This is a genomic window from Mesorhizobium sp. M0106, assembly GCF_040322715.1.
GTDB lineage: Bacteria > Pseudomonadota > Alphaproteobacteria > Rhizobiales > Rhizobiaceae > Mesorhizobium.
This window is the reverse complement of record NZ_JAMYUA010000042.1, coordinates 44,781-51,672: the sequence shown is the minus strand read 5'-3', so window position 1 is coordinate 51,672 and position 6,892 is coordinate 44,781. Positions and strand designations below refer to the sequence as shown.

The window sequence follows — 6,892 nt, the reverse complement described above, 5'->3', positions numbered from 1 at the left end:
ATCTGAAATCGTTGCTCACGATGGCCTGAAATCGTTGCTCATGATCCCGTGAAATCCGTGCTCACGATCGTCTGAAATACGCATGGACACCAAGGGCGAGGAAGACGACACCCGCATCCTCAGTGCCGTGAAGAGGATCGCCCCCACGTCGCTTATCCCTGACATAGCCAGGGAGCGCCCCATGGAGGCCCAGGAAGACTCACCGGAACCATACCAGCCGGGTCCATTACCTTTCTGGGAAGCTGCGGAGGAGGCCCTGAGCGAGCGGGAACAGGCCATTGCTGAATACGATCCCATGGAGGCGATGCGAAGGGACCATCTGGGCCTAACCGACGAGACGGGGGGCCTCTTGCCATGACCTCCAGGAACCGACGCATAACGCAGGCGGTGGACGTGAAGCGCCGCGCGAAGGAAGCTCCCCAGGACCCCGGCGAGCACTGCCTTGTCGCTGGTTGCGGGAGGCTGACCGGGCGGGCCAGTCAACGAGGCTTGTCCATCAACTACTGCCGGACCCACAGCGAGGCCCTTCGGGCGCATGGCCACCTCACCGCCAAGAGCTACGACAGGGGCGCACTCTTGCCGTACCGAATTGCGGCCCGGAAGTGGTTGCTCCTCCATGGGGAGAAGAGAGCTGTGAAGGACGCCGTGATCGAGATGGATTGGCTCATCGAGACGGCAGGAAGGGCCGCTTCCGCGAACGTCATGAGGAGCAGCCCCCCGAAGGAGAAGGCCCGCATCGTGCTTGCCCGGATACGTGATGCCAACAAGACCGGCAGGCAGCTCCTTGAGGTCGTGCTGGTCTCCCTCGCCATCGTCCAGGACAAGGGACCTAGGGGAGCCCCCGAGTTCCGCTATGTCCAGACGGCCAAGCTCGCCAAGAGACTGCGGGGAGCCAGCGGGACCCACATCAAGTCCGCCGTATGGGGCGACACGTCACGCTACCCGAAGGCACAGGGGGCCTACCTCAGGATACTAGGGCAGCGTCTGGAGGACACCGTGCGGACCCTCCTGGAGAATGGTGCGGTGGAGGAGGTTCTGGCCCTGGTCAACACCAGGAGCAGAGCTTGAAGCATTTTAGCGAGTCATCTGGTGCAGGGGGAAAGGGCCTGACAGAAGATGAGGACCAGGAGGACCAGGAGGACCCCAACGAGCCAGGCCGGACACCCTCACCATGCCCCGCCATACAGCATGACCCCTGGCTAACACCGCTTCCCGGCTCCCCGCTAGACATCCTCGCCGCCGCCATATGGTCCAAGCTGGAGGCCATCGCCCCGCGCACCTCCACCAGGCGGCCCCGCAAGGACGCCACCGAGCGCCGCAAGGCCATCGTGGGTAATATCCTCGCAAACCTCACGGTCCTGGCCTTCAGCCATCCCCCAGGCCACCGCCTCGCCATCTCCGCAACTAATGACGCCGTGACCCGCTACGACCGCAAGGACATCCCCACTGTCCCGCTCATCAAGGCGGTTGGCGTCATGGCCACCATGGGGCTGGTGACGCGATCCCCTGGGGTCTCCAGAAGGCTACGGACGACCGTGGAGGCATCGGCGGCACTCCGCTCCGCAATGGTCCTGGCAGGGGTGAGCCTGGCGGACGTGGCCAACGCACCTGGCTGCGAGACCATAATCCTCAAAGCGGACATGGGGAGACGGATACCCAAACGCCTCATCTCCTACCAGGACTGCCCCGAGGCCGACCGGCTCCGGGCCGAGATGGACACAATCAACCGGGCACTTAATGGTGCGGACATTAGGCTCGACGGGATGAGGCTGCCGTCAATCACCATGGTCCGCATCTTCCAGCTCCCCAGTCCCGAGACGGCCCAGTCGTTCAACCAATATGGCCGGGCGTACAGAGGACCGTGGCTGGATTTGAAGCGAGAGCGAAGGCGGCACCTGACCATCAATGGCGAGCATCTCTGCGATCTCGACTACCAGGCGGCCTTCCTCTCCATCGCCTACGCCTGGCATGGGGTCGCACTGCCTCACGGAGACCCGTACAGCATCGCCGGCCTAGAGCGGCACCGAGCGGGGGCCAAGCAGGCAATCTCGTCCATGTTCTTCCGGGAGGGCGGCATCAAGCGCATATCGCCAGAGCTGCGAGCGTTGCTGCCCGAGGGCTGGACAGGGGAGCGGCTCACGGATGCAATCATGGCGCACCATCAAGCCATCGGCCCGTTGCTCGGGACCAATTGCGGGCCAGACCTCACGTTCGCAGAGTCCAACATTCTCGTGGCAGTCCTCCTCCGGCTCATCTCGCTGGGCGTGGTGGCGCTAGGCTGCCACGATGGCATTCTATGTGCGGAACGGCACAAGGCCGCTGCCGTGCGGGCGATGCGCGAAGTCTCCGCCGACTTGCTTGGAGTGGCGCTCAATGTGGTCGAAAAGCCCTTGTGATGCGGCAGCGCATTAAGTGCCCGCTAATGGTACTCCGGGGGTGGCCTTAGGTAGAGGAAGGCTGGCCTCTGCCTCATCGTCATCATCGGCCTGGCTTAATGGTTGGACGCATCGCCTTGCTGTAGTGCTCAAAGTGACTGCCTTGAGTACCGGAAAGACTGGCGGTAGCTCCACCCGGTAGAGGAGGGAGGGGAAGCTAATCCCCAATCAGGCCCTCCACCCAGTCACTCCCCAAACGGAACCTCCTCTGCTCCCGCACCATGACCTCCTCATGCAGCCCACCATGACCCCCTCATGCCCTCCGCTCTCGCACCTGAGGTCGTACCTCTCAGGATACCAAGGAGGTCTAGAGGCGCGGCATGAGGCAGCGTCACCCGGAGGATGGAGAGGAAGACAGCAGCCCCAGGGGACAGCCTACCTGAGGGCCACGCAGCCCCGCGCATACGCCCCACAACGCGAGACCACACCCGTCCACCGGTCTTGCATTAGGTAGCTCTCACCGCTCATCCCTGAGGGCCGCATCTCAACCCGGAACGTGGTGGCGATGATGATGGACGCCACGATGATGGCACCCGGCACTAGAAACTTGTCCATGCGTAGTCTCCCCTCAATTGGCACTTTTGGTAGGCAGCGGAAGCAAGGGCGGTATGGAGTTCACCAGCTTGCCCAGGGCAGGGATGATCGCATCGCTCTGGCCATAGCCCTTGGCGGAGCCCTTGATGCTCCTCCCCGTCACGTAATCCTGAGATCGCTCCGAGTCCCAATCCATAATCAGCGCCTCGAACAGATGCCGAAGGCCGTGCACCGGATCGACCTTGCCTAGCCCCTTGGGGAAGACACTGTGCACCCACTCCCTTAGCCGCTGGTCACCGTGCTTGCGCGTGAAGAGCCGCCCGTCTGGCCTCGCCTTCACCCACTCCACAAAGCCCTCAGCAATCAGGGCATCATGCAGGGGGATGCGGCGTGTTCGCTTGCCCTTCTGGACCCGATCCTCCTCTAGCGTTGCGCCCATCTTCCACCGGACTACGCAGAACCAGCAGCCCTCATATTCCCGGATGTCGGCCTTCTCCAGGCCAGCCGCCTCGTTGTGGCGCATCCCGGTATAGACCAGGAGCCACGGCAACCAGCGAAACTCAGGACGCTCCTCCAGCCGCGCCGCCTCCAAGAGCCTCCGGGCCATGTGCTTGGGGTAGGTACGCTCGCTGGGGTCGCCTTGCTCCACTCTGGGCAGCGCCATAGCCACGAGGGGATTGCCATCCGGGAAGATGATGCCGACGCAGGTATCCCTAGCCCTGGCCTCCCGGTTGTGCGCGATGGCCCATCCGATAACGGCTCTGGGTATGCCCGCCTTGATCCTGGCATCCTTCCGGCTGATTTCCTCCTTGTCGGCCATCCCGACCAGGGCATCCCGCCATCTTTCGGCCTCTGCCAGTGTGGTCGTGGTGGCATTGCCGGAAGCCCGCCATGTGGCAAACTGCTTGCAGACCGTGCGGTACTTCCTGAGGGTACTGAGTGCCTTGTCATGGCCTTCCAGCCGCAGCCTTGCCAGCCGCTCCTCCTCGTCAATGATGCCATCGAAGGTGAGCACAGCGCCGCCGCCAGCCCCTGTCAGCGCCTTCCGTTGCGTCTCGATCCGTTCGGCGTCCGTGACCCATTGCGGAACGCTGAGATCGCCCAAGGCCCGCCGCCCGAGGCTCTCCCGCAATTGCTCCTCAGCGCCGATGCCTTCCAGGTTCACCAAGAGGCGAGACCACTCATCCGCCGCCCTTATGCCCGCCGCCTCCAAGTCCGCGCTGGTGGCCTCGCCCCGCCGTTCCTCAGCCATCGTCAAGCCGATCTGTCGAAACTCAGGGAAACACCATGGGTAACCCCTGGCGTCCCGCACCTCCCTCAACAAGTGCATCCGCTCCAATGGGCTGGCATCCATGAGCCGCTTTAGGTTTGCAATGCCCTCCCGCTTCGCCGCCTCCCGGTCTTCTAAGGACATGGCCCTGAGGGCACTTTGGGCCGCTTCCGATGGGGTGAATGGAGGGCGAGGGAAGGCCTGAGACTTGAACGGGGCATCAAGCGGGCTGCTCTTGTGTTGCTCCCAGCGCCGAGCAGCGCCCAGCCTGGCCAACTCCAGGGCCTCCATCTCACTCAGGCTGGCAGGGCCGTCCCGCAGAAGCCCCCGCCACAGTTGCTCCTCCCGCCGCCATTCTGCCTCAAGGCCGGCCTTCCGCAAGGATGCTTCATCCCTGTCGGCGGTGCCAAGCGATTGCTGCCATTGCTGGGACTTCCGGTTGAGCGTCGAGACCCCCATAGCGACCAGCTTGTGCCGTGCCTGCCAGATATCCGGGGGTATTCGTCGCCAGGCCTGCTCGTTGGCCGTACCCTTGCGCTTGGCCATGCCGCGAGGCCTCCACTTCCTGCCCGCCATTTCTTAGCACCTTTTCTCAGCAGTCCACTAGACGGAAGCCTATGAAAACTCTAAGGTATTGACGCTAAAGGGAAGCGAAATGGTCGGAGTGGAGAGATTCGAACTCCCGACCCTCTGGTCCCAAACCAGATGCGCTACCAGGCTGCGCTACACTCCGAACGGTCTGTTGCCTAGTGATTTCAGCCCGCCAAAGCAAGCGTAAAAAGCCATCGGCCTTGCTGCCGGCGGCATTGCGCAGTAATGACGGGCTAGTGCATGGCCAGAGAACAGTAATCTGGTCTCGGGGTCGTGTGCTTGCAACCAGCAATGAGGTGGTCATGTCAGCCCGCATTTTCAGCCCAGCCAAAACCGCGATGCAGTCCGGCAAGGCCAAGACCGGCTATTGGGTGCTGGAATTCGATCCGGAGCAGCGCAAGAAGATCGATCCGCTGATGGGCTACACCACGTCCGGCGACATGCGCAGCCAGATCAGGCTGACCTTCGACACAAGAGAAGAGGCGGTCGCCTATGCCGAGAAGGAAGGGCTCGCTTTCCGCGTCGAGGAGCCGAAGGAAATCAAGCGCCGCCAGATTTCCTATGCGGAGAATTTCCGCTATGACCGCAGGACGCCCTGGACGCATTGATCCTATGCCGGCCCCGCCGGCGCCCAACAAATCAGCCGGTCATGCGGCCGGCCAGCGGTCCCGTAGCTCAGCTGGATAGAGCACCGGCCTTCTAAGCCGATGGTCACAGGTTCGAATCCTGTCGGGATCGCCAATATTTTCAGTGTCCATTCCGGACAGGTTCACTCGCCAGTCGCACAGGATTTCCAACATATGACAGCGATGGGCGCGGCGGCATTGCTGATCCTTGTCCTGACCTATGCCGGCGTCGCAATCGGCAGGATACCCGGGCTGCGCCTCGACCGGGCAGGCATCGCGCTGCTCGGCGGTGCGGCGATGATCGCCATCGGCGCGCTCGACATGGAGGACGCCTACCGCGCCATCAGCTTCGACACCATCACGCTTCTGCTCGGCATGATGATCGTCGTGGCGCATCTGAAAGTGTCGGGTGCCTTTCGCGCGCTCGGCGGGTTCGCCATCGAGCATGCGCATGCGCCGTTCATGCTGCTGGTGATGGTGACGCTGTTGACCGGCGTCCTGTCGGCGTTCCTGGTCAACGACGCCATCTGCCTGGTCATGGCGCCGATCGTCGTCCATGTCACCCGCGTCATCAACCGCAACCCGGTTCCCTATCTGATCGCCACCGCCACGGCCTCGAATTGCGGCAGCGTCGCCACCATCACCGGCAATCCGCAGAACATGGTCATCGGCGCGCTGTCGGGGATTTCCTATCCGGCCTTCTCGGCGGCGCTGGCGCCGGTCGCGGCGTTCGGCCTCGTCGCCGTCATCGTCATCATCCGCATCGTCTACCGAGCTGAATTTTCGCGCAAGGCCGAGCTCAGCCCCGAAGTCTATCGCGGCCGCATGCTGCCGGGGCAGGTGGTGAAGGCGGTGGTCGTCTGTGTCGGTTTGGCGGTCGCCTTCTTTGCCGGCGTTCCCGTTGCCAAGGCAGCGCTGATCGGCGGCGCCATTCTTCTTTTGACCCGCGCCATCAAACCTGAGCGCATCTATCGCGAGATCGATGGCCCGCTGCTGTTCATGTTCGCCGGGCTGTTCATCGTCGTCGCCGGGGCGGAGAAGACGCTGCTGACGCCCGACATCGTCGCCTCGGCAAAGGACCTCGGGCTGAATGATGTCTGGCGGCTGTCCGGCTTCACTGCAGTGCTGTCCAACATCATGAGCAATGTCCCGGCCGTGCTGGCGCTGAAGCCGTTCGTGCCCGGACTGGAAGATCCCAAGCGGGCCTGGCTGGTCGTCGCCATGAGCTCGACGCTGGCCGGCAATTTCACGCTGCTCGGCTCGGTCGCCAATCTGATCGTTGCCGAGCACGCGCGGGTCTCCGGCAAACCGCTTGGTTTCATAGCCTTCTTCAAGGTCGGCCTGCCGTTGACGCTGGTCACGCTTCTTGTGGGGACGGCATGGCTGGCGGCCTAAAAGCGGCCGCATTAGACCGGCCTCATGCGGCGCGCTTTAGG

Annotated in this window: 6 protein-coding genes and 2 tRNA genes; 6 read left to right on the top strand and 2 right to left on the bottom strand. The window is 63.2% G+C overall.

Annotation, left to right across the window (positions count from 1 at the left end; all coding sequences use genetic code 11):
• Positions 1–82: 82 nt before the first annotated feature.
• The 3 genes from NKJ55_RS28595 to NKJ55_RS28585 are packed head-to-tail and all read left to right on the top strand — an operon-like array spanning position 83 to position 2,396.
• Positions 83–358 (top strand): hypothetical protein, encoded by a 276-nt coding sequence (locus tag NKJ55_RS28595; protein WP_352452791.1) that lies wholly within the window; start codon positions 83–85, stop codon positions 356–358.
• Positions 355–1,068, top strand: a complete 714-nt coding sequence (locus NKJ55_RS28590; protein WP_352452790.1) for a hypothetical protein — start codon at positions 355–357, stop codon at positions 1,066–1,068. Before NKJ55_RS28595 ends, NKJ55_RS28590 begins: the two co-directional genes overlap by 4 nt.
• Positions 1,065–2,396, top strand: a complete 1,332-nt coding sequence (locus NKJ55_RS28585) for a hypothetical protein (protein WP_352452789.1) — start codon at positions 1,065–1,067, stop codon at positions 2,394–2,396. Before NKJ55_RS28590 ends, NKJ55_RS28585 begins: the two co-directional genes overlap by 4 nt.
• 607 nt (positions 2,397–3,003) lie before the next feature.
• Here NKJ55_RS28585 and NKJ55_RS28580 read toward each other — a convergent pair.
• Positions 3,004–4,785 carry a site-specific integrase gene (locus NKJ55_RS28580; RefSeq protein ID WP_352452788.1) on the bottom strand — a complete coding sequence of 594 codons (1,782 nt, stop codon included), beginning with the start codon at positions 4,783–4,785 and terminating at the stop codon, positions 3,004–3,006.
• Between the two features lie 110 nt (positions 4,786–4,895).
• Positions 4,896–4,972: transfer RNA gene (locus NKJ55_RS28575), tRNA-Pro, on the bottom strand.
• 160 nt (positions 4,973–5,132) lie between these two features.
• Between NKJ55_RS28575 and NKJ55_RS28570 the strand changes: the two genes are divergently transcribed.
• From NKJ55_RS28570 to NKJ55_RS28560, 3 genes are all read left to right on the top strand, one after another.
• Positions 5,133–5,438, top strand: a complete 306-nt coding sequence (locus NKJ55_RS28570) for an ETC complex I subunit (RefSeq protein WP_023677641.1) — start codon at positions 5,133–5,135, stop codon at positions 5,436–5,438.
• A gap of 56 nt (positions 5,439–5,494) precedes the next feature.
• Positions 5,495–5,571, top strand: a tRNA-Arg gene (locus NKJ55_RS28565).
• 59 nt (positions 5,572–5,630) lie between these two features.
• Positions 5,631–6,851, top strand: a complete 1,221-nt coding sequence (locus NKJ55_RS28560; RefSeq protein ID WP_352452787.1) for an anion transporter — start codon at positions 5,631–5,633, stop codon at positions 6,849–6,851.
• Positions 6,852–6,892 lie beyond the last annotated feature (41 nt).